At 69.1% G+C, this 20,835-nt stretch carries 15 protein-coding genes and 2 pseudogenes; 8 read left to right on the top strand and 9 right to left on the bottom strand.

Translation table 11 applies throughout. The annotated features are described in order from the left end of the window. Window position 1: 1 nt before the first annotated feature. On the bottom strand, window positions 2-3,217 hold the full coding sequence (locus ULB03_RS26025; protein WP_322485984.1) for an efflux RND transporter permease subunit: 3,216 nt from the start codon (window positions 3,215-3,217) through the stop codon (window positions 2-4). 230 nt (window positions 3,218-3,447) lie between these two features. Then, the gene (locus ULB03_RS26020) at window positions 3,448-4,632 is read right to left on the bottom strand and encodes a glycosyltransferase 87 family protein (RefSeq protein WP_322485983.1); all 1,185 of its coding nucleotides are present in this window, start codon (window positions 4,630-4,632) and stop codon (window positions 3,448-3,450) included. Between the two features lie 362 nt (window positions 4,633-4,994). Between ULB03_RS26020 and cobU the strand changes: the two genes are divergently transcribed. From cobU to bluB, 4 genes and pseudogenes are all read left to right on the top strand, one after another. Beyond that, a complete protein-coding gene (cobU, locus tag ULB03_RS26015) occupies window positions 4,995-5,498 on the top strand; it encodes a bifunctional adenosylcobinamide kinase/adenosylcobinamide-phosphate guanylyltransferase (RefSeq protein ID WP_322485982.1) in 504 nt (167 codons plus the stop codon). A gap of 21 nt (window positions 5,499-5,519) precedes the next feature. After that, window positions 5,520-6,149: a cob(I)yrinic acid a,c-diamide adenosyltransferase gene (gene cobO / locus ULB03_RS26010; RefSeq protein ID WP_322485981.1), complete on the top strand. Its 630-nt coding sequence runs from the start codon at window positions 5,520-5,522 to the stop codon at window positions 6,147-6,149. After that, window positions 6,149-7,638 (top strand): annotated as a pseudogene (locus ULB03_RS26005) (cobyric acid synthase). Before cobO ends, ULB03_RS26005 begins: the two are co-directional and overlap by 1 nt. Beyond that, window positions 7,635-8,288, top strand: a complete 654-nt coding sequence (bluB, locus tag ULB03_RS26000) for a 5,6-dimethylbenzimidazole synthase (protein WP_322485980.1) — start codon at window positions 7,635-7,637, stop codon at window positions 8,286-8,288. Before ULB03_RS26005 ends, bluB begins: the two are co-directional and overlap by 4 nt. A 5-nt stretch (window positions 8,289-8,293) precedes the next feature. On the opposite strand, the gene cbiB is transcribed toward bluB, so the two are convergent. Continuing rightward, complete coding sequence (gene cbiB, locus ULB03_RS25995; protein ID WP_322485979.1) at window positions 8,294-9,277, bottom strand: adenosylcobinamide-phosphate synthase CbiB; 984 nt, start codon at window positions 9,275-9,277, stop codon at window positions 8,294-8,296. Window positions 9,278-9,293: 16 nt separating this feature from the next. On the opposite strand from cbiB, the gene cobD reads away from it, so the two are divergent. Then, complete coding sequence (gene cobD / locus ULB03_RS25990) at window positions 9,294-10,349, top strand: threonine-phosphate decarboxylase CobD (RefSeq protein ID WP_322485978.1); 1,056 nt, start codon at window positions 9,294-9,296, stop codon at window positions 10,347-10,349. A gap of 18 nt (window positions 10,350-10,367) precedes the next feature. On the opposite strand, the gene ULB03_RS25985 is transcribed toward cobD, so the two are convergent. The 3 genes from ULB03_RS25985 to ULB03_RS25975 all read right to left on the bottom strand — a co-directional run bounded on the left by ULB03_RS25985 (window position 10,368) and on the right by ULB03_RS25975 (window position 12,985). Beyond that, window positions 10,368-11,300: a substrate-binding periplasmic protein gene (locus tag ULB03_RS25985; RefSeq protein ID WP_322485977.1), complete on the bottom strand. Its 933-nt coding sequence runs from the start codon at window positions 11,298-11,300 to the stop codon at window positions 10,368-10,370. A gap of 153 nt (window positions 11,301-11,453) precedes the next feature. Beyond that, window positions 11,454-11,945, bottom strand: coding sequence for a Cys-tRNA(Pro) deacylase (ybaK, locus tag ULB03_RS25980; protein ID WP_322485976.1), 492 nt, complete (start codon window positions 11,943-11,945; stop codon window positions 11,454-11,456). A gap of 35 nt (window positions 11,946-11,980) precedes the next feature. Then, window positions 11,981-12,985 (bottom strand): alpha/beta hydrolase, encoded by a 1,005-nt coding sequence (locus ULB03_RS25975; RefSeq protein WP_322485975.1) that lies wholly within the window; start codon window positions 12,983-12,985, stop codon window positions 11,981-11,983. A gap of 245 nt (window positions 12,986-13,230) precedes the next feature. On the opposite strand from ULB03_RS25975, the pseudogene asnB reads away from it, so the two are divergent. Both asnB and ULB03_RS25960 read left to right on the top strand, forming a co-directional pair. Further along, window positions 13,231-15,182: pseudogene (gene asnB, locus ULB03_RS25970) on the top strand (asparagine synthase (glutamine-hydrolyzing)). 42 nt (window positions 15,183-15,224) lie between these two features. After that, entirely contained in the window at window positions 15,225-15,521 is a 297-nt protein-coding gene (locus ULB03_RS25960) for a putative quinol monooxygenase (protein ID WP_322485972.1), read from the top strand. Between the two features lie 7 nt (window positions 15,522-15,528). On the opposite strand, the gene ULB03_RS25955 is transcribed toward ULB03_RS25960, so the two are convergent. Then, entirely contained in the window at window positions 15,529-16,554 is a 1,026-nt protein-coding gene (locus ULB03_RS25955) for an NAD-dependent epimerase (RefSeq protein ID WP_322485971.1), read from the bottom strand. A 183-nt stretch (window positions 16,555-16,737) separates the two neighbouring features. On the opposite strand from ULB03_RS25955, the gene ULB03_RS25950 reads away from it, so the two are divergent. After that, window positions 16,738-16,962: a hypothetical protein gene (locus tag ULB03_RS25950; RefSeq protein ID WP_322485970.1), complete on the top strand. Its 225-nt coding sequence runs from the start codon at window positions 16,738-16,740 to the stop codon at window positions 16,960-16,962. Between the two features lie 17 nt (window positions 16,963-16,979). On the opposite strand, the gene ULB03_RS25945 is transcribed toward ULB03_RS25950, so the two are convergent. Together ULB03_RS25945 and ULB03_RS25940 are read right to left on the bottom strand one after the other, a co-directional pair. Next, a complete protein-coding gene (locus ULB03_RS25945) occupies window positions 16,980-17,429 on the bottom strand; it encodes a toll/interleukin-1 receptor domain-containing protein (RefSeq protein WP_322485969.1) in 450 nt (149 codons plus the stop codon). Between the two features lie 259 nt (window positions 17,430-17,688). Next, on the bottom strand, window positions 17,689-20,763 hold the full coding sequence (locus ULB03_RS25940; protein WP_322485968.1) for a multidrug efflux RND transporter permease subunit: 3,075 nt from the start codon (window positions 20,761-20,763) through the stop codon (window positions 17,689-17,691). Window positions 20,764-20,835 lie beyond the last annotated feature (72 nt).

Below are 20,835 nucleotides of genomic sequence, written 5' to 3'. Positions count from 1 at the left end.
ATCACTCGGCGGCCGAGCCGGCGGGAACGGGGTGGGCGGCGACCAGGGCGTGGCGCCGGCGGTGCAGCAGGACATAGAGGGCGGGGACTGCCAGCAGCGTCATGGGTGTGGAGAACAGCAGGCCGCCCATCACCGCGCGGGCCAGGGGGGCGTTCTGCTCCCCGCCCTCGCTCAGCGCCAGGGCCATGGGGATCATGCCCAGCACCATGGCCAGCGCCGTCATCATGACGGGGCGCAGGCGGGCGCCGCCGGCCTCCGCCATGGCGTCCAGGGGCGTCAGCCCCTGCTCACGCCGCTGGTTGGCGAAGGACACCATCAGCACGCTGTTGGCGGTGGCGACGCCGATGACCATGATCATGCCCATCAGCGCGGGCTCGCTGAAGGTGGTGCCGGTCAGCAGCAGCATCACGGCGCCGCCCAGGATGGCGGCCGGGGTGGCCCCCAGCACGATCAGCGGGTCCAGCCAGGATTGGAAGTTCACGACCATCAGCATGTAGACGAACACCACGGCCAGGGCCATGCCGGTGGCGATGTCGCCATAGGCCTGCTGCATGGTCTTGATCTGGCCGCCCATCTCGATGCGGTTGCCGGGCTTCAACTGGGGACGCACGGCGTCGATGGCGGCCGTGATGTCGCGGCCGACCGACCCCAGGTCCCGGCCCGAGACGTTGGCGATGACGTCATAGCGCGGCGAGAAGGAGGTGCGGCTGATGTCCGCCGCCACCTTGGTCGGCACCAGCTTGGCCACGTTGCGCAGCAGAACCGGGGTGGATAGGCGGGTGGAGTGGATGGGGGTGTTCAGCAGGTCTTCCGGTGAGCTGATCAGGCGCTGGGGCGACTGCACCACCACCGGGTAGATCACCAGCGAGTTGACGTCCATCCAATAGCTGGGGTTGACCACGCCCGAGGACGCCAGTGACACCAGCACCTCCTGCGCCACGTCGTTCTGGGTCAGGCCCAGCTCGGCGGCGCGGGCGCGATCCACTTCGATGCGATAGCCGGGGGTGGATGTCACCTGGCGCAGGGTCACGTCCACCAGGCCGGGAATGTTCTTCAGGCGCTGGCGCAAATCGTCAGCGATCAGGGCGTTGGGCCCGCGCGCCGTGCCGATGATGCGGATGTCGATGGGGGTGGGGACGGCGCCGTTCAGGATCTGGCTGGTGATGTCACCCGGCTTCTGGAAAATCTCCACGCCCGGGAAATCCTTGGCCACCATGGCGCGGATCTGCTCGACATACTCATGCGTGGGGCGCGACCGCTTCTCCGTCAGGGCGCCCAGGATTTCGCCGTCGGCGGAACTGACGGTGACGCTGTCGGTCAGGCCCAGGTTCACAGGGTCGGGCAGGCCGATGTTGTCGATGATCAGGCCCAGCTCCTCCGGCGGGATGATCTTGCGGATCTCCCGCTCGATGGCGCCGAACTGGCGCGACGCCTCCTCCAGCCGGGTGCCGGCCGGGGTGCGGACATGCAGGCGGAACTGCCCGGCGTCGACCTCGGGGAAGAAGTTCATGCCGACGAAGGGGACGGTGGCTGCGGCGCAGACCAGCAGGATGATGGCGAAACCCGTCACCGCCCAGGGCCGGGACAGGCCGCCGCCCAGCACCCGCAGATAGCGCTGGCGCAGACGTTCGAAGCCGCGCTCGAACCCGGCGTGGAAGCGGGACCAGGCGCCCGCGAGGCCCGTGGCGGGGGCGACGTGGCCCTGATGGTCCTCCTCGCCATGCCCGTGGCCGCGCAGTTCCGCCGGCAGCATCCAGGCGGCCATGGCGGGCACCAGGGTCCGCGACAGCACGTAGCTCATCAGCATGGAGGAGATGACGGCCAGGGCCAGCGGCGAGAACAGGTACTTGGCGATGCCGTGCAGGAAGAAGATGGGCACGAACACGATGCAGATGCACAGCGTGGACACCAGCGCCGGGAAGGCCACCTCGTCCGAGCCCTCCAGGATGGCCTGGCGCAGGGGTTTACCCATGCTGATGTGGCGATGGATGTTTTCGATGGCCACAGTGCCGTCGTCGACCAGGATGCCGATGGCCAGCGCCAGGCCGCCCAGGGTCATGACGTTCAGGGTGTGGCCCGCCATCGACAGCACGGTCACCGCCGTCAGGATGGACAGCGGGATGGAAGTCAGCACGATGGCCGTGCTGCGCCAGCCACCCAGGAACAGCAGGATCAGGATGGCCACCAGCGCGCCCACGATCAGGCCCTCGTGCTGGATGCCCTCCATGGCGTGCTTGATGAAGGTGGTCTGGTCGAACAGGGGTTCGATGCGCATGCCCGCCGGGGCCGCCTTGCGGATGTCCGGCAGGCGGCGCATGACCTCGTCCACCACGGCCAGGGTGCTGGCGCCGCCCAGCTTCATGATGGTCAGCAGCACGGCGGGCTGGCCGTCGGCGTGCACCACGTTGGTCTGCACGGCGGCGCCGTCGCGCACGTTGGCCACGTCCCGCATGAACACGGTGCGGCCGTTCACGTCGCGCAGGGGGATGTCGTTGAAGGTGTCGACGGCGATGGGCGAGCTGTTCAGGCCCACCTGGTACTCGGTGTCCCCGATCTTGGCGGTGCCGGAGGGCAGGTTCAGGTTCTGGGCGGAGATGGCCTTGTTGACGTCGTTGGGCGTCAGGCCATAGCTGCGCAGCTTGTCCGGGTTGATGTCGACCATGATCTGGCGCGCGTTGCCGCCGTAGGGCAGGGGCAGGCGCAGGCCGGGGATGTCGCTGATCTGAGAGCGGATGGTGATGCGGCCATAGTCGTACAGCTGCGCCTCGGACATGGTGTCGGACGACAGCGCCAGCTGCAGGATGGGCACAGAAGAACGGCTGTACTGCACGATCAGCGGCGGCTGCGTGCCGGTGGGCATGCGCTTCAGGATTGTCTGGCTGATGGCCGAGATCTGGGAAATGGCCAGGTCGATGTTCACGCCCGGCTGGAAGGTGGTGCGGATGATGCCCACGCCGTTGGACGTTTCGGATTCCACCTCCGCCACGTTGTCGGCGGTGTTGATGATGGCCAGTTCACCAAAGGCGGTGATCTTGCCCGTCATCTCCTGCGCGTCCAGGCCCGAATAGCTCCACACCACGGTGACCGTGGGGATTTCCACCTCCGGGAAGATGTCCGTGGGCATCTTGAACAGGCTCAGCACGCCCAGCAGCGTGATCAGGCCGGCCAGCACGGCGAAACTGTAGGGGCGCCTGAGGGCGTAGGCGACAATCCACATGGGGAGGGGGCTCCGGCAACGCGATGCGAAAAAGTGCAACGCCACGCCCAAGGGCCGGGGTCGCCCCCCCGCCCGGCACAGCCCGGAATAATTAACGCGCTTAAAGGATGTTGGGAACCTACTTCGATACGCAGCGGCTCGAATTTAGGCATGCCGTTACAAATTGCCGCCCTCCCACGCTCGCTGTGGCGCGCGTCACTGCAAGTTTCCAAAAGGGGGCGTAAAATTGGTCAGCTTTGGGTTGCCAGGCCCTCCCCGGCCGTATCGCTGTCGGGGCGCGTCGGATCGGTCAGCGACGGCACCCAGCGCAGCACCACATACAAACCAAATCCGCACGCCAGCAGCGGCTTGAACCAGGTGGTGGTGGCCTGGTGCAGCCCCCGCGTCCAGACATGCGTGGTCAGGGCGAAGCACAACAGTACCAGCACCCAGCCCAGCGCGCGGTTGCGCCGCGCATGGAACTCCCAGCCCGCGAATGCCCCCGCGACCAGCGCCATGTCGCCGAAATGGCCCAGCACGGTGCGGGGATTGAACAACAGCAGATAGGTCACGATCAGGGCCGCCACCGTGGCACCGGCGCGCGGCGCGGGCAGGCGGCTGACCGTGCCACGCGCCAGCACCAGGACGGCCCCGCCGGCCAGGGCGCGGATGGCGGTCTGCACGGCCAGGTCCAGCGGCAGGCCCAGGGTGGCCAGGCCGTTGGCGAAATCATGCCAGACGCCGCCGCCGGGGTTGGCGCTGCTCATGGTCTTGCGCACCAGTTGGCCATATTCGCCCAGGGCGTACCCGGGGTTCCAATGCGCCAGCGGCAGAACCAGCGCCGCCGCCAGCCATAGCGCCAGATGAAGGCGCAGCGCCGGCCACAGGGCGAAGGCCAGCAGAACCAGCGCCAAGGCCTGGGGCTTGAAGGCACCCGCCAGCACCAGCAGGAAAGCGGCGCGGCGCCAGCGGCCTTCGGCGATATCGGCCAGCCCGCCCAGCATCAGGCCCAGCATCAGGAATTCCGTCTGGGCGCCGCGCAGGTCGACCACCCCGATAGGCAGCGCCGCCAGCAGCGCGACACCGAACACCCGCTGCCAATCCACCGGCGCCAGTAGGCGACAAAGCCGCGCGACGCCCCACCAACAGGCGGCCAGCAGGCTCAGCCGCCACAGCGCGTCCCCGAGCAGCGGCGGCAGGTAGGCCCAGGGCGTGAACAGGACGGCGCTGGACGGCAGATAGAGGAAGCCGTTGATGCCGTCCTCGTAAATTTCCGCCCCGCGCCACCAGGCCCAGGTGGCCTCGGCATAGATATGGAATTCCGAAACGAAGCGTCCGCTTATTACCTGCGCCTCGATCGCCACCAGGGCGATGGCCCACAGGGCGAGGCCAATCGCCAGCGGGCGGGCAAGGCGGAAAGCGGGTGGGCGGGACATGGTCAGGTTAGACCTATTTCATAGGTAATAGGCAGTATGGCCTAACAGGTACCACCTTAGCGCCCAAGTTCAAGGCCTAAGCGGGCTGCTTACATATTTATGATAAAATGTCGCAATTCGCCGCCATGCTGGGTGGCGGTGGATCGCCGTAAGGTTGCCGTGGTCGGCGCCTTCACGGACCCATATCGCGGTCCGGGGGAGGGGAACGTCCGCGCTGGGCGTTTCGCGAGCCGCGACTCCGGGCCAACGCCCCGGTCTTCCTTGAACACTCGACAGACGCGCCCGTTCGCGCTCTTTTGCCCTTCATGACCATCATGGGTGACGGTCGGTGGGAAAGAGGTGGGACCGTGGAGTACGAGGCCATGCCGGGTGTGACCCTGGTGCTGGGGGGCGCCCGCTCCGGCAAAAGCCGCTTCGCCGAAGGGTTGGTGACACGCTTGCCCGGTCCCTGGACCTATGTCGCCACCGCCCAGGCCTGGGATGATGAGATGCGGGACCGCATCCGCCAGCATCAGGCCGACCGCGTGCCCGGCTGGACCACGGTGGAGGCGCCGCTGGATCTGGCCGGTGCCCTGGCGCGCCATGGCCAAGGCCCGCTGCTGGTGGATTGCCTGACCCTGTGGCTGACCAATGTCATGCTGGCCGAGCGCGACGTGCCGGCGGCGTTCGTGGCGCTGGAGGACGCCTTGGCCGCCTGCGCGGGGCCCGTCGTGTTGGTGGGCAATGAGGTGGGCCTGGGCATCGTGCCCGACAACGCCTTGGCCCGGGCCTTCCGCGACCATGCCGGCCGCCTGCATCAGCGCTTGGCTGTCCTGGCGTCGCAGGTCTTTCTCACGGTGGCGGGACTGCCACTGAAAGTGAAATAAGCTCGGGAGACGGAGGACAGCATGACCGAGACGCCCGAACAGCCCCCATCCGACGAGGATGCCGCCCGCCATCGCGAGAAGATGCGCAAGCGCAAGGCGGTGCAGGACGCCCGCGTGGCCCAGGCGACGCAGGAAAAGGGCCTGCTGATGGTCCATACCGGCCCCGGCAAGGGCAAGACCACGGCGGCGCTGGGCATGATGCTGCGCACCGCCGGGTACGGCTTGCGCGTTGGCTTCATCCAGTTCGTGAAGGGCAATTGGGCGACGGGGGAGCAGGCGGCGCTGGCGCGCTTCGCCGACCTGATCGACCACCATGTGATGGGGGAGGGCTTCACCTGGGACACCCAGGACAAGGCGCGCGACATCGCCGCCGCGTCCCGCGCCTGGGACCTGGGCCGGCGCATGCTGGCCGATCCCCAATATCATCTGGTGGTGCTGGACGAGATCAACATCGTCCTGCGCTATGGCTACCTGGACGTGGCCGAGGTCCTGGCCGGGCTGGACACCCGCCTGCCCGACACCCACGTCCTGCTCACCGGCCGCAACGCCAAGCCGGAAATCATCGAGGCCGCCGACCTGGTGACGGAGTTCCAGGCGGTGAAGCACCCCTTCCAGGCCGGCATCAAGGCGCAGCGCGGGATCGACTTCTGATGGCGGACGCAGCACCGGGCGCCCGCGCGCTGATGATCCAGGGAACCGGCTCGGACGTCGGCAAGTCGCTGCTGGTCGCGGCGCTGGCCCGGGCGTACACCCGGCGCGGCTTGCGCGTGCGGCCCTTCAAGCCGCAGAACATGTCCAACAACGCCGCCGTCACCCCGGATGGGGGGAGATCGGGCGGGCGCAGGCGCTTCAGGCCCGCGCCTGCGGCGTGCCGCCGTCGGTCGACATGAACCCGGTGCTGCTGAAGCCCCAGACGGACGTTGGCGCGCAACTGGTGCTGCGGGGCCGGGTGGTGGGCACCGCCGGCGCCGCCAGCTATCAGCGCCGCAAGGGGGAATTGCTGCCAGCCGTGCTGGAAAGCTTCCACCGCCTGCGCGGCCAGTGCGACCTGGTGGTGGTGGAAGGGGCGGGCAGCCCCGCCGAAACCAACCTGCGCGCGGGCGACATCGCCAACATGGGCTTCGCCCGCGCCGCCGGCGTGCCGGTGGTGCTGGCCGGCGACATCGATCGCGGCGGCGTCATCGCCAGCCTGGTGGGCACCCATCGCGTCCTGGATACCGACGACCGCGCCCAGATCCGGGGCTTCCTCATCAACAAGTTCCGGGGGGACGTGCGCCTGTTCGACAAGGGCGTGACGGAGATCGAGGCGCGCACCCACTGGCCCTGCTTCGGCGTCCTGCCGCATCAGCCGGCGGCGGCCCGCCTCCCGGCCGAGGACGGCATGGACCTGGCGCACTGGGCCCGGCGGCTATCCGGCGGGGCGTTGCGCATCGCCGTGCCCATGCTGTCGCGCATCGCCAATTTCGACGACCTCGACCCCCTGCGGCTGGAACCGGGCGTGACGGTGGAGATGGTGCCGCCCGGCCGCCCCCTGCCGGGCGATGCCCACGGGGTCATCCTGCCCGGCTCCAAGGCCACGCTGGCCGACCTGGCCTTTTTCCGCGCCCAGGGCTGGGATATCGACTTGGCCGGCCATGCGCGGCGCGGCGGCTGGGTCCTGGGCCTGTGCGGCGGCTATCAGATGCTGGGCCGTTCCGTGGCCGACCCCGATGGTATCGAGGGACCGCCGGGCGCCGCCCCGGGCCTGGGCTACCTGGATGTGGAAACAGTGCTGGCGCCGGCCAAGACCCTGCGCGCCGTGACGGGCCGCGACGCCGCCACCGGCGCGGCGCTGACCGGCTATGAAATGCACCTGGGCGTGACCCAGGGCCCGGACCGGGCCCGGCCGCTGCTGCATCTGGATACCGACGGCGGTGACCGGGTGGCGGAGGGGGCGGTCAGCCTGAATGGGCGCATCGCCGGCACCTATGTCCACGGCCTGTTCGGGCATGACGACCAGCGGGCCGCTTGGCTGCGGCGATGGAACGCGGCCCCCGGCCTGGACAGTTATGATGGTACGGTGGAGGCGGCGTTGGACGAACTGGCCGAGGCCGCCGAACGCCACCTGGATCTCGACGCGCTATGGGCCATCAGCCGATGAACGCACCCGACAAGCCTTGCCCGGACTTCGATTCCGATTTCCGGTCCCATTTCCGCGATCTGCTGGTCTGGCGGCGCGACGTGCGGCGCTTCCGCACCGATCCCTTGCCCGATGGTCTGCTGGAACGCCTGCTGGACCTGGCCTGCCTGGCCCCGTCCGTGGGGCTCAGCCAGCCTTGGCGCTTCGTCCGGGTGGATGATCCCGCCCGCCGCGACGCCATCCGGACGGAGTTCGAGCGCTGCAACGCCGAGGCGCTGGCCGCCCAGTCGCAGGATCGCGCCCACCTGTACGCCAGCCTCAAGCTGGCCGGCCTGCGCGAGGCGCCCTGCCACCTGGCGGTCTTCGTCGATCCCGATCCGGGACAGGGCGCGGGCCTGGGGCGCCGCACCATGCCGGAGACCCTGGCCTACTCCGCCGTCGCGGCCATACAGACCCTGTGGCTGGCGGCGCGGGCGGAGGGTGTGGGCCTGGGCTGGGTCTCCATCCTGCGGCCGGAGGTGATGAACGGCCTGCTGGAGGTGCCGGGGGGATGGCGGCTGGTGGGCTATCTCTGCATCGGCTATCCCGCCGAGCCCGACGATGTGCCGGAACTGGAGCGCGCGCACTGGGAACACCGGCACCCGCTGTCCGAGGTGCTGTTCCAGCGATGAGGGGGTTAGAGCGCCACCACCAGCGCCAGGCCCCACAGCAGGGCCAGGCTGCGGCGGTAGAGGCTGAGCCCGGCGTCGATGTCGGTGGCCGTGGCCTCGGCCCGGCCGTCGCCCATCCAGTGATCCTCCACCCGCACGTCGCCATAGGTGCGCGGTCCCGCCAGCCTCAGGCCCAGGGCGCCGGCCATGGCCGCTTCCGGCCAGCCGGCGTTGGGGCTGCGGTGCCGCCCGGCGTCCCGCCGCACGGCGGCCAGGGCCGCCCTGGCTCCGGCGCCGCCCCGCGTCCAGGCCGCCAGGATCAGCAGCAGGGCGGTCAGGCGCGAGGCCGGCAGGTTCACCAGGTCGTCCAGCCGGGCGGCCGCCCAACCATAGGCCTCATGCCGGGGGGTGCGGTGGCCCACCATGCTGTCGGCGGTGTTGATGGCCTTGTAGGCCAGCAGCCCCGGCAGCCCGCCCACCGCCAGCCAGAAGACCGGCGCCACCACCCCGTCAGAGAAGTTCTCCGCCAGGCTTTCAATGGCGGCGCGGGCCACCCCGGCTTCGTCCAGGCTGGCGGGGTTGCGGCCGACGATATGGGACACCGCCTCCCGGCCACCCTCCAGCCCGCGTTGGCGCAGGGCGTTCGGCACGGCGGCGACGAAGCGGTGCAGGCTGCGCTGCGCCAGCAGGCTGCTGGCGGCCAGGCCGGTGACCAGGGTGCCCCAAAATCCGCCCAACCGGGACAGCAGCGCCTGCATCGCGATGCCGACGGCCAGCGCCACGGCCACCAGCACCAACTCCGCCACCACGCCGGCCATCTTGCGCGCCATCGCCGGCTGGCCGGTCCGGTTCCAGGCGCGGTCCAGCCGGCCGATGAGGGCGCCCAGCCACACCACCGGGTGGCGGATGCGGGCGTACAGCGCATCGGGATAGCCACACAGGGCCTCCAGCGCCAGGGCGGCCAGGGTCATCCAGGGCAGGGCGGGATACAGGGCGGGAAAGAGCATCATGGACCAGGGGTTTAGCATGAACGACGCTGCCGCGCCGCAGGGGCGTGAGGGCATCCGGCGTGAGGGCATCCGGCATGGCGGCGACCTGACCCAGGCCGCCCGCCTGTTCCCGGAGGCGCCGGCACCCTGGATCGACCTCAGCACCGGCATCAACCCCTGGCCCTATCCGCTGCCGGCCCTGGCCCCCGCCGCCTGGACCGCCCTGCCCACGCGGGGCGCCCTGGATGCCCTGCTGGCGGCGGCGGCCGGTGCCTATGGCGCGCCAGGGCCGGACAGCCTGGTCGCGGCGCCCGGTTCGGAACTGCTGATCCAGACCCTGCCGCGGCTGCGTCCCCCGGGCGAGGTCGCCATCGTCGGCCCCACCTATGGCGACCATGCCCGCGCCTGGGCCGCTGGCGGCCACCGGGTACAGGGGGTGGCGACGCCAGACGGTGCGCCGGGCACCACCGACGTCCTGGTGGTGTGCAACCCCAACAATCCCGACGGCCGGACCTGGAGCCCGACGGATTTGCTCGACCGGGCGGCCGACCTCGCCGCGCGCGGGGGCTGGCTGGTGGTGGACGAGGCCTACGCCGATCTCGATCCCGGCCGCAGCCTGTGCGGCCATGCCGGCCGGCCGGGCCTCATCATCCTGCGGTCCTTTGGCAAGTTCTTCGGCCTGGGCGGCCTGCGCCTGGGTTTCATCCTGGCGCCGGCGCCGCTGCTGGATGCCGTGCGCGCGGGCCTGGGCTCCTGGGCTGTCAGCGGCCCCGCCTTGGCTGTGGGCACTGCGGCGCTGGCCGATCTGGAATGGCAGGCGGGGGCCCGGCGCCGGCTGGCCGGGGCGGCCGATGCCTTGGACGCCGTGGTGCGCGGGGCGGGCGTGCCGATCGTGGGCGGCACCGCCCTCTATCGCCTGCTGGACGCCGGAGATGCCCGGCACCTGTGGCGGCACCTGGCCCAGTGCGGTGTGTGGACCCGGCCGTTCCCCGAGCATCCCGGCCGCGAGGGCTGGCTGCGCCTGGGCCTGCCGCCGGACCCGGATGCGATGGACCGTCTCGCCGGGGCGTTGGCGTCCTTTGTCCGGCCGTGAGGCGCCAAAGACCTGGTGTCAGGGCGGCTGGCCCCCCAGCCAATAGTTACTGGGCAGGGCCGCCGTTTCCGGCGACTGCAAGGGGTTGGGAATGACGATGCGCCGCCGCCCTTCCAAGTCCGCGTTCGCCATCAACTGGCGGATAAAGGGGGCGTTGTTGAAGTACTTCAGGAAGGAACCATCCTGATAGGCCTGCAGCAACCCCCGCTCCACAATCCGTGCCAGGGCGCTGTCTTCCTTGCGGGTGAAGAAATACATGTCGAAGGGATAGACCAGCACCAGGGATTTCTCCACCGTCAGGTCGGGGAAGGCCGCCTGGCGTGACGCCAGCTCCCCATAGATTTCAAAAGCGCTGCGCGGCAGGTAATCCACGCGACCGTGCTGCAAAACCGAATACAGCAGATCATACCGCAGCGCCTCCACCGGCAGGCCGGCGGCGCGCATGATGTCCACGTCCGGCCAGCCCATCCCCTGGACGGCGGTCAGCCGGCGCAAATCCTCCAGCGTGCGGACGGCGGAGAACCGGTCCTGGTCCGCCTTGCGGATGATGAACAGCCGATGGCCCAGCAGGCCCCGGGTCAACGGCATGCGGATCGGGTTCAACTCCCGCTCCATCTCCGCCGTGGTGCCCGTCCAGACGATGTTGACCTCCGCGCCGGCGCGCAGCGCCGCGATGGCGCGGGAATGGCCCATCACCCTTTCGCTGGGCCGTAGCTCATAGCGCACGCCCATCTTGTCCAGGGCCAGGCGCAGCAGCCCCAGGGGATAGAGGCTGCGCGTATCCTCCCCATCGTCGCTATAGCGGGGATAGACGATGACCAGGGGCGTGTCCGTGCCAGGCGCGGCGTCAGCGGCCTGGGCGCGCCCGGTAGTGAACAGGGCGGCCAGAAACACGATGCAAATCATCCCGACCGCACGCAGTACCGGGGCGAGGCGGCTGGTTTCGCGCATGGGCTCTCCCTCCGACGGCGTATACCCGCACCGTCAGGATGGCCTCATGTTCAATCCGGTCGCCGCCTTTGGCAACGGGGCATGAAAAGTTCATGCGGGTGGGTTTACTAGCGGCCCCGAATGACTATGGCCGCCTACTTCCTGCAGCCCGTCTCACCGCACGGTGATATCGGCCCACTGGGCGTCGGCTGCCTTGATCAGGTCGGCCGGGGCCAGCGCCAGTTGCAGGCCGCGCCGGCCGCCGTTCACGATGATTTCCGCCAACGCTTCCGCCGACCGGTCCAGGAAGGTGGGCAACTTGCGGCGCTGGCCCAGGGGGCTGATGCCGCCCACGACGTAGCCGCTGCTGCGCTCCGCCACCGCCTGGGGCGCCAGGTCGGATTTCTTGACCTTGGCGACTGCGGCCAGGGCCTTCAGGTCCAGCCGGGCCGCCGCCGGAATGATGGCGCAGGCCAAGCCCGGGGCCGGGCCGCCCTCCAACTGGCAGACCAGCGTCTTGTAGACCAGCGCGGGGTCCAGGCCCAACGCCTCAGCCGCCGCCAAGCCGATGGCGGCGGCGTTGGGGTCGTAGTCGTATTCCAATAGACGATAGGCGACGCCCGCCGCCTCCACCGCGCGCACCGCCGGCGTTCCCTTGGTTGCCATGATCCGTCGTGCCCCCTTTTGCCGGGGGCAGCGTATCAGATGCCGGCGCCGTCGATGAAATTGTAAATGTCGAAGGATGCCAATCCCTTGGCGATGTCGCTTACCGCCTTTTGCGCCTGGGGCAGCCGGCCGCCCAGGGTAATGAAGCCGTGCACCATGTCGGGATAGACGGTGTGCAGCACCGGCACGCCGCTGCCGGCCAAGCGGGCGGCATACTCCCGCCCCTCATCCTGCAGCACGTCCAGGCCGGCGGTGAGGATGACGGCCGGGGGCAGGTCCGCCAGGCTGTCGGCCAGCAGCGGGGACAGGCGCCAGTCGCGGCGGTCGGCGCCGGCCGTGTAATTGTCCACGTACCACAGGTACTGCTCCCGGCTCATGAGATAGCCGGTGGCGCGGCGGTGGTGCGACGGGCGGTCGGCGGTGAGATCGGTGCAGGGGTAGATCAGCACCTGGGTCTTCAGGTGCGGCCCGCCCTCGTCCCGGGCCTTCAGGGCCAGCACCGCCGCCAGGTTGCCGCCCGCGCTGTCGCCGGCCACGCCGATGGCCAGCGGGTCTATGGCCAACCGCTCGGCACTGGCGGCCAACCAGGTCAGGGCGGCCCAGGCGTCGTCCAGCGCCGCGGGATAGGGGTGTTCCGGGGCCAGGCGATAATCCACCGCCACCACGGTATGGCCGGAGGCGGCGGCCAACTGGCGGCACAGGATGTCGTGGCTTTCCAGATTGCCGATGGTCCAGCCGCCGCCGTGCAGGAACAGCAGCGCCGGCACCGGACGCCAGCCGAAACTGGCGCGATACACCCGCACCCGCAAGGGGCCGGCCGGCCCACCGATGATCTGGTCCATGACCGAGGCCAGGGTCGGCGGCTCCGGAGCCAGCGGGCGGCGGCTTTCGACATAGCCGGTGCGCAAGGCATCCAACGGCACGTCGCGAAAGCGGGGCGGCCCTATGTCGCGCAACAGTTCCGCCAACGCCGGCGGCACATCGTCCGGCACGAAAACGGACCCATCCTCAGTCGGCGTCGGGGCGGAACTGGCGGCCATGGCACCCTCGCTTAAATACGATCTGCGTCAGTATGTTTTCGCTATAATGACTTAGTCAACATGTATTATGTTAAATATAACACTATATACATGTATTTTAGGAAACCTGACGAAGGCCCGGCCCTCGTCACCTTGATGTCGACCTGCACGCCCACCGCCGATGCAATTCGCTGGCGGGCCACCGGTAAGGCCCTGTATTCCTGAACCTCCCCCGGTCAGGGGATCCGGAATCACAGGGCGGAACCATGTGCGGCATTGCGGGGCTTTGGGTATTCGGCGGCGCGGACGGCGCCCGGCTGGCGCGCCAGGCCGGGGTGATGATCGACCGCCTGGCCCATCGCGGGCCCGATGACCGGGGCGTTTGGCAGGATGACGCCGCCGGCGTGGCCCTGGCCAACCGCCGCCTGGCCATCATCGACCTGTCCCCGTTGGGCCACCAGCCCATGACGTCCGCCGATGGGCGCGTGACCATCGCCTTCAACGGCGAAATCTACAATTACCAGGATTTGCGCCGGCAATTGCTGGCCGAGGGCGTGGTTTTCCGCAGCCATTCCGATACCGAGGTGCTGGTGGAGGCGATCGCCCGCTGGGGGGCTGATCGGGCGTTGGCCGCCTGCAACGGCATGTTCGGCCTCGCCATCTGGCTGGCGGCGGAGCGCCGGCTGATGCTGGTGCGCGACCGCCTGGGGGAAAAGCCGCTGTATTGGTCGCTGGCCAACGGCGTGCTGTTGTTCGCGTCCGAACTCAAGGCCATCCGCGCCGAGCTGGGCTATCGCGCCGTGCCGGACGAGGCGGCGCTGGCCGATTATTTCCGCCACGGTTTCATTCCCGCGCCGCGAACCGCCTTCACCGGCATCCGGCAACTGCCCCCCGGCACCTGCCTGATCCTGTCGGCGGACGGCGCGTCCGAGACGCGGGCCCATTGGTCCGTGGCGGAGGCTGGCCGCCAAGCCCTGGCCGAACCGCTGGCGCTGCCGGATTCCGAGGCCTTGCGCCTGACCGGCGACCTGCTGGCCGATGCCGTGCGCCGGCGCATGGTGTCGGACGTGCCCTTGGGCGTTTTCCTGTCCGGCGGCATCGACAGCGCCCTGGTGGCGGCCCTGATGCAGGAACAGAGCGCCACCCCCATCCGCAGCTTCACCATCGGGTTCGAGGAGGCGGCCTTCGACGAGTCCGCCGCCGCCGCGGCCACGGCCCGGGCCCTGGGCACCGATCACACCACCCTGCGTGTGACCGCCGCCGACGCGGTGGACCTGGTGCCCAACCTGGCCGGCATGTATGACGAGCCGTTCGCCGACATCTCCGCCATTCCCACCGCCCTGCTGTGCCGCCTGGCGCGCCAGCAGGTGACGGTGGCGCTGTCGGGGGATGGGGGGACGAGGCTTTTGGCGGCTATTCCCGGCATTTGTGGGCGGGGGCCGTCGCCCGCTGGCGCCAGCGGCCGCGCTGGCTGCGCCAGGGGCTGGCGCGCTTGGACGCGGCCGTGCCCGACGCCTGGATCGACGCCGCCGCCCACCTGCTGAGGCCGCACTTGCGCCAGCCGGCCGACAAGGTGGGCAAGTTCCTGGCCGCTGTGGCGGCGGCGGATGAGGAAGCGGCCTATATCGCCATGCTGGGCATGAAGGCCGATGTCCTCCTGCGCGGCGGCCGGGCGCCGTCCGGCCCTGCCTTGGCCTTGCCCGCCATATCCCTGCCCGCCATATCCCTGCCCAACGGCGGCGACCCCGCCCTCCGCCTGCAGCTGCGCGACCTGGCCCGCTACCTGCCCGACGGCGTGCTGGTCAAGGTGGACCGCGCCAGCATGGCCGCGGGGCTGGAGGCGCGGGCCCCCTTGCTGGACCCGCGGGTGGTGGAATGGGGCCTGCGCCTGCCGCTGAACCAGCGTCTACGCGGGGGGCGGGGCAAGTGGATGCTGCGCCGCCTGCTGGCGGACCGTATCCCGCCGGGCCCCCCCTCAGGCGTCGTGGCCGCCCCCAAGACCGGCTTCGGCGCCCCCCTGGGCACGTGGCTGCGCGGCCCCTTGCGCGACTGGGCGGCGGGGCTGATCGACGGCGCCGCCGGCGACGGGCTGATCCAGGGCCCGGTGGCCTCGGCCCTCTGGCAGCAGCATCTGTCCGGTCGGCATGATCACGCGGGGCGGCTATGGACCATCCTGTCCTATCTGTCGTGGAAGGCCACGGTGGCCCATGCCGACTGAACATCCACCCCTATCCCGACCCCTTTGGAAAGGAACAAATCCATGACCCATCCCGTGAAGATCACGGCCGTCCTCATCGCCCGACCGGGCAAGCTGGATGAGCTGAAGGCCCTGCTGGCCGGCATGGTGGCGCCGTCGCGGGGCGAGCCCGGCAACCTGCGCTGGGATATCTGGCAGGACCAGGCCGATCCCAACCGTTTCGTGCTGGACGAACTCTACGTGGACAACGCTGCCATCGCCGCGCACCGCGCCACCGCCCACTTCCAGCATTACCTGTCCAAGATCAACGATGTGGCTGAGCGCACGGCTATGGTGCTGGACCCGGTCGAGGTCGCCTGACGTCCCGTCAGCCCGGCTGCTGGGCCGCGTGATAGGCGCGGAACCACGCGACGAAACGGGCCACGCCCTCCTCCACCGGCGTTGCGGGGGCGTAGCCGATATCGCGCGCCAGGTCGTCGATATCGGCCCAGGTGGCGGGCACGTCGCCCGGCTGGATGGGCAGCAGGCGTATGTCCGCCGTCATACCCAGATTCTCCTCCAGCAGGCGGACATAGCGCATCAGGTCCACGGGCCGGTCGCTGCCGACATTGTAGAGGCGATAGGGCGCCACGCCGCTGCTGGCCGGGTCGGGCTTGGCGGCGTCCCAGGCGGTGTCGACCGTGGGGACGCGGTCCAGCAGGCCCAGGATGGCGGACACCACATCGTCGATGTAGGTGAAGTCGCGCCGCATGCGCCCCTCGCCATACACCTCGATGGGCCGGCCCTCCACGATGGCCTGGGCGAATTTGTACAGCGCCATGTCCGGCCGGCCCCAGGGACCGTAGACGGTGAACAGCCTGAGGCCGGTCACGGGGATATGGAACAGGTGGCTGTAGGAATGGGCCATCAGCTCATTGGCGCGCTTGGTGGCGGCATAAAGCGTCAGGGGATGGTCGGCCCCGCCGTGCGGGCTGAAGGGCATGGCGGTGCTGGCCCCGTAGGCCGAACTGGTGGACGCGTAGACCAGATGGGCCACGGCGGCGGCACGGCAGCCTTCCAGGATGTTGGCGAAGCCCACCAGGTTGCTGTCCACATAGGCCGCCGGATGGTCCAGGCTGTAGCGCACACCGGCCTGGGCCGCGAGATGGACCACGCGGGCGAAGCGGTGGCTGTCGAACAAGGCCGCCACCGAGGCGCGATCCGCCAGGTCGATGCGCGCCTCGGTAAAGCCGGGGAAAGGCCGCAGGCGGTCCAGCCGCGCCTCTTTCAGCGCCACGTCATAGTAGGGGGTCAGGTTGTCCAGCCCCACCACCGGCACGCCCTGCCGCAGCAGGGCCAAGGCCACATGGTTGCCGATGAACCCGGCGCTGCCGGTGATCAGGACGGGGGACATTGTTGCGGATTTTCCTGACAGAACTGGCCCTTGGAAGAAGGGGGCCGTGACGACGCGTGGACGCCTTTGCCTACCACGTCGGCCCGCGCGGCGCGACAGTCGCTTGATGTCGCATTTGTGACGCGGCCCGGATGGCACGCGCCTTGCGTTAACGGCGTATGTATGAGTGTCACAGGTGCCGCCATGGAAAACATCATCCCCTATGATGCCGAGGAAATCCGCCGCAAACTGGAGCGGGCGGCTGATGAACTGGACGCCGCCGGCGATCCCATTTTGGCTCGCAGATTGCGAGAAATTGTCGATTTGGATCGCGCCGGCGACGGCGTGCCCTCCATGCGCCTGGCTGGCGACCGCCCGCGGGGCTGGACGCCGGTGGTGGTGATGGGCGGCGCTTCCGGCCGCGACTGAGCGCACCGTCCCCCGTCTCAACTGGCCAGGGGGGTGCGTTCCAGCACGGCCCGGCGGATGGCCAGCGCGACCTCGTGCAGGGCCTGGTCCTGGTCCGGCCACAGCGTGACCGGCCGCCCGTCGCGCGGCACCGCCAGCAGGTGGCGCAGGGGCGTGGACAGCCAGTCACAGGCCCGCAGAATGACAGGGATGACGCGCGCCCGTCCCGCCCGGTGGCGATCCACCGCGTGCTGCATCTCCCCGTCATGGCAGGCGGGGGAGGCCAGGAAATCCGGACTGACCAGCAGCAGCACCACGTCCGCCTCGGCCAAGGCGGTGCCGATGCCGTCCTCCAGCGCGTCGCCGGCCAGCAGGCGCCGGTCGTGCCAGACCGCCACACCCTGGCGCTTCAGCGGCGCCAGATGCACCTCCAGCCGGTCGCGCAACGCCTCGTCGACATGGGAATAGGATATGAACACGCGCACCACGGCAGCCCTCCGCCGATACCAGACCTAATGATTTTCCGGGTGCTGGCGCGTACGGGGAGGTCCCGCGACGGGGCCGCCGGCCAGCACGGCGCGCCAGTCCCCCAGGGCCGATATTGTTCTTCTTTTGTTCTTATGTCAACGCAGCCGCCCCGGCGCGAAAGGGGTTGGCCGTTTGGCCAGGAGATGAGGCGGTGTCCAAAAAGAAAACGGCCGGGGAACGTCCCCGGCCGTTTCCAGACTCAGCACCGCTGACGCGCCGTCACGCGACCTCGGCGATCTCCTGCAGGCGGCGTGAGTTGGCGGCCGCCTTGTGGTCCTTGGCCAGCAGGGTATAGACCGCCGGCAGGACGAACAGGGTGAACAGCGTGCCGATGGACATGCCGGTCACCACCACCAGGCCGATGGAGAAGCGGCTGGCGGCACCGGCACCCGACGCGATCAGCAGGGGCAGCAGGCCCACCACCATGGCGGCGGTGGTCATCAGGATGGGGCGCAGGCGCACGCGGGCGGCGTGCAGGATGGCCTCCCGGCGACCCAGCCCTTCCTTCACCTGCATCTCGTTGGCAAATTCCACCAGCAGGATGCCGTGCTTGGAGATCAGGCCGATCAGCGTCACCAGACCCACCTGGGTATAGATGTTGATCGAGGTGATGCCGATGAACAGCGGGATCAGCGCGCCGCAGATGGACATGGGCACGCTGACCAGGATGACCAGCGGGTCGCGCAGGCTTTCGAACTGCGCCGCCAGCACCAGGAAGATGACGATCAGCGCGAAGCCGAAGGTCATGGCCAATTGGTTGCCTTCCTCCACGAACTGCCGGGTCTGGCTGAGGTAGCTGTGGCTGAAGCCCGCCGGCAGCTGCTTCACCTGGTCTTCCAGGAAGGCCACCGCCTCGCCCATGGACACGCCCGGCATGGGCACGGCCTGGAAGGTGGCGGAGTTCATCTGGTTGTAGTGGGTCAGGGCGTTGGGGTCCGTGCCCTCTTCCAGGCGCAGGAAGGTGGACAGCGGCACCTGGTCGCCGGTGACGGAGGTGACGTAGAAGCGCGTCAGCTTGTCCGGCGTCAGGCGGTCGATGCGCGGCACCTGGGGGATGACCTCGTACGACCTGCCCTGCAGGTTGAAGCGGTTGACGTAGTTCTCACCCACCATCAGGGCCAGGGTGTCGCCGATGCTGGCCATGGTGACGCCCATCTCGTTGGCCTTGGCCCGGTCGATGTGGATGCGCACCACCGGCGTGTTGTAGTCAAGGTCGCTGTCGACCACCAGGAACTTGTGGCTGGCGACGGCGGCGGCCTTGATCTTGTCCATCGCCTCATAGATGGCAGGGAAGCCCTGGGTGCCGTTCAGCACCATCTGCACCGGCAGGCCGCCGGTGGTGCCGGGCAGGGGCGGCAGGTTGAACACCAGGGCCTTTTCACCGGGCACCTGGTTGAACGCCGCCTGCAGCGCCGCCAGTGATTCCTGGATGGGCCGGTCCCGTTCTCCCCACGGCTTCAGCAGCACGCCGGCGATGCCTTGGCTGGTGCCGGAGGTGCCGCTGATCAGGAAGCGTTCCCGCCCCTCGGGCAGGGTGCCGCCGGCGGCGTCCAGTTGCTGGGCGTAATGCTGGGTGTAGTCGATGTTGGCGTATTGCGGGCCCTTGAACATGCTGAACAGGATGCCCTGGTCCTCTTCCGGGGCCAGTTCCGACCGGCCGTTCAGGTACAGGTAGGGGATGCTGGCCAGCACGACCACGGCGAACAGCAGGATGACGGGGCGATAGTCCAGCGCCCGGGTCAGGCGGCGTTCGTAGAAGTTGGCCAGCCCGTTGAAGGCGCGATCGACGAAGCGCGAGAAGGCGGTGTGGTCGCCGCCCTTGGGCAGCAGCACCGACGCCATCATGGGCGACAGGGTCAGCGCCACCACGCCGGAAATGACCACCGCACCCGCCAGGGTGAAGGCGAATTCGCGGAACAGCGCGCCGGTGACGCCGCCCAGCAGTCCGATGGGGGCGTAGACCGCCGCCAGCGTGATGGTCATGGCGATGACGGGGCCCGCGATCTCACGGGCGCCGACCAGGGCCGCCTGCACCGGCGTCTTGCCCTCCTCCAGGTGGCGGTAGACGTTTTCCACCACCACGATGGCGTCGTCGACCACCAGGCCGATGGCCAGCACCATGGCCAGCAGGGTCAGCAGGTTCAGGCTGAACCCCGCCGCCAGCATCAGGCTGAAGGCGCCGATCAGCGACAGCGGGATTGTGACCACGGGGATCAGCACCGACCGCAGCGAGCCCAGGAACAGGAAGATGATGACGATGACGATGCCGATGGCTTCGATCAGCGTGTGCTCCACCTCGCTGATCGAGGCGTTGATGAAGTTGGTGGCGTCATAGGCCACCTTCATCTCGATGGCGGGCGGCAGGTTGCGCTGAATCTCCGGCAGGATCTTCTCGCGCACGTTCTGCACCATCTGCAGCGGGTTGCCCGTGGGCGTCACCTGCACGCCGATGAACACGGCGTTCAGGCCGCTGAACATGACGGCGCTGTTGGTGTTCTGCGCCCCCAGCGAGATGGAGGCCACGTCCTCCAGCCGCACCACGGCCCCGCCCGAGGCCTTCACCACCATGCGGCGGAAATCCTCCACGCTGGTCAGGTCGGTGTCGGCGGTGACGTTGGACACGGTGAACAGGCCCTTCACCTGGCCCGGCGCGGACTGCACATTGTTGTTGCGCAGGGCGTTGGCCACGTCGTCGGCCGAGACGCCACGCGCCGCCATGCGGTTGGGGTCCAGCCACAGGCGCATGGCGAAGGTCTGGCCGCCCAGGATGTCGGCCGAGGCGACGCCGTCCACCGTTGCGATCAGCGGCTGCACCACGCGGGTGAGGTAGTCGGAGATGGCCGAGCCCGGCAGTTCCTTGGACGCGAAGCTCAGGTACATCACCGCCGTGGTGTCGCCCGTGGACTTGGTGATGACCGGGTCGTTCGCCTCTTTGGGGATCAGGTACTTGACCTGCTGCACCTTGGCGATGACGTCGGTCATGGCCTGGCTGGGGTCGTAGTTCAGCTTGACGTAGACCGTGACCGTGCTCTGCCCCTGGACGGAGCTGCTGGTCATGTAGTCGATGCCGTCGGCGCTGGCCACCGCCTGCTCGATGGGGGTGGTGATGAACCCCTGCATCAGGTCGGCCGTGGCGCCCGGATAAACGGTGGTGATGCTGATGGTGGTGGATGACAGCTTGGGATACTGCCGGATGGGCAGGGTCGACAGCGACCGCAGGCCCACCAGCAGGATCAGCAGGCTGACCACCAGGGCCAGCACCGGCCGCTTGATGAAAAGATCGGTGAATTTCATGGTCGGGGTATCCCCTGGAACCGGCCGCGCGTCATTCGGGCGCGGCCGGTCCCGATTTACAGGTCAATGGCG

Source organism: Nitrospirillum goiasense (assembly GCF_034427435.1).
GTDB lineage: Bacteria > Pseudomonadota > Alphaproteobacteria > Azospirillales > Azospirillaceae > Nitrospirillum.
The sequence above is the reverse complement of the archived record's forward strand: the minus strand, read 5'-3'. Positions and strand labels throughout refer to the sequence as shown.